Origin of the sequence: Desulfosporosinus sp. I2 (assembly GCF_000960765.1) — a bacterium.
GTDB lineage: Bacteria > Bacillota > Desulfitobacteriia > Desulfitobacteriales > Desulfitobacteriaceae > Desulfosporosinus.
The window spans coordinates 1-2110 of sequence record NZ_JYNH01000262.1 but is presented as its reverse complement, the minus strand read 5'-3'; the positions used below and the strand labels follow the sequence as shown (position 1 = coordinate 2110).

Below are 2110 nucleotides of genomic sequence, written 5' to 3'. Positions count from 1 at the left end.
TTGGGTGAGTGATTTAACTCAGAAATTATTTGGAGCTAACCTTAAGGTTCCAAACTTTATCCGCAAGAACGGCCTCTGGATCATCGATATCACGTTCATTTTCATCACCTGGTCTGATCACGTTTGGGGAATCGTTGAATCTCCCCGAGGATCCGGAACCCTCCTCTTGCTCATCTTAGGTGGGGTCATGGTCACTGCTCTCCTCTTCGAACGCCGTACTTGGTGTCGTTACCTCTGTTTTCTAGGTAGTTTGTCCGGTAACTATTCCCGCTCAGGTATGTTAGAGCTCCGTGCCGACAAAGATACTTGTAAAACCTGCAAAACTAGGGATTGCTATAAAGGCAATGACAAAACGCCTGGCTGTCCTATGTTTGAATTTCCGATGGCTATGGAAAACAACGCTAATTGTAATCTTTGTGGAAATTGCATCAAAAGCTGTCCTCATGATTCGATTCGCCTAACCCCCCGCGTACCCACCAGTGAATTTTGGTCGATGACTAGGGCGCATTTTGAAGAGTCTTTCTTAGCGATTGTCATCGTCGGAATTGTCTTCGTGCAAAACATTACCATGTTAGATTTTTACCCATCCTTCCTGAAGTGGGTAGAGCAGACATTAGGGATTCCTAATCAAGATGTTGCGTTTACGATTCTCTTTATTTTCGCTATGGCGACTCCAGTCTTACTCCTTTTCGCAGCGACTGCCGTCTCCAAACGTTTCACGGGCGAGACTTTACGTAATGCCTTTGCACGTTTTGGGTATGCCGTCATTCCGCTCGACCTCGCTTCCCACATGGCCCACAACTTGTTCCATCTTCTCGCTGAAGGAAAGTCAATCTACTACACCTTCATGGGGCTATTCGGAATAGAAATGGAAGGCCCCACCTCATTCATCTCTGATCCGACGATTGAAATCATGCAATACTTCTTAGTCATCGCCGGAACTCTCGGTTCCCTTTACACTGCTTATAGAATTGCTAAAAAGAACTACGGTGTGAGCAAAGCCTTGTCCGTCTCAATGCCGTATTTAGTGGTCATCTTGCTCTTCGGTATTCTAAACTTTCTCACCTTTACTGTAAGAATGGGAATGAGAATGTAATGCCTATGACATTAAAAGTTAGAGATTCGATTGAAGGAAAATTGATCTTCGAAGAATTTCAGGGTTAAGACTTAAGCGCACTCGTAAAACGAGTGCGCTCGTTCTAACAAACGTGGTTTTTACACCGCTAAAGCCATTACCATGAGAAGCGTAATAATATAGAGGGGGATATTACGTGCCTAGCAAGCAAAATGAACAAAAAATCAAGGCCATTGTTATTACGATTTTGTTAGCCATAGTTTTAGTTGGGGCAGGAGCTTATGGCTATTTCTCAGAAACTCCTTCTTCAACTCCTTCAGCGCCCCCTTCCTCTTCTTCCAACAACAGTGATTATCATAGTATTAAAAATCAGGTAAATCTTCTCAACCAAAAGCTAAGCTCAAACCCTAATGATATTTCACTTCAACAGGACTTAGGCAATGCCTATTATGATTTGGCTACCATCGCTCGGAAAGTTGCACCGAATGAAGCACGAGAAGATTATATCCAAGCGATTAAATACTATCAGAACGTTCTTAATACCAAACAGGATATCAATGTTTTAACAGATATGGCCACAGCCGCCTTTTATAGCGGGCAAAATGATTTGGCCGAAAAAAGCTATAAACAGGCCTTGAAAGAGAGCCCTGATTTTACGCAGGCATATTTTAACTACGGAGTTTTCCTATCGACAATCAAAAAAGACGACTCTACAGCTATTAGTGTGTGGCAGACTGCATTGGAAAAGGAACCAAATGGGCCTAATGCTGATCGACTAAAACAGCTTATTACCCAGACTAAAGATAAGCTGGCGTCGCAACAAAAAACCGATAATCCCAGTGCCGATAACCCGAGTAATAAGACACCGTAATTTTTTCTTCGTTCTAAACAAGATAATCCTTTCTAGGATTGATGGGATGATCCCCCGTGTAACTCTCGTTTTAGCATGACTTATTCGGTAAGCCAAGGTATACTATGGTATACCCTTATGTTAACTCTTTATTTATGGTCTTGGCCAAAGGTTACCTTGTTATG

2 protein-coding genes are annotated in these 2110 nt (G+C 42.6%); both read left to right on the top strand.

Annotated elements, in window-relative coordinates; all coding sequences use genetic code 11:
* On the top strand, window positions 1–1096 hold a 1096-nt coding region (locus tag UF75_RS29520), incomplete at its 5' end, for a 4Fe-4S binding protein (RefSeq protein ID WP_045577315.1).
* Between the two features lie 175 nt (window positions 1097–1271).
* Complete coding sequence (locus tag UF75_RS25485; RefSeq protein ID WP_197079544.1) at window positions 1272–1946, top strand: tetratricopeptide repeat protein; 675 nt, start codon at window positions 1272–1274, stop codon at window positions 1944–1946.
* Window positions 1947–2110: the final 164 nt, after the last annotated feature.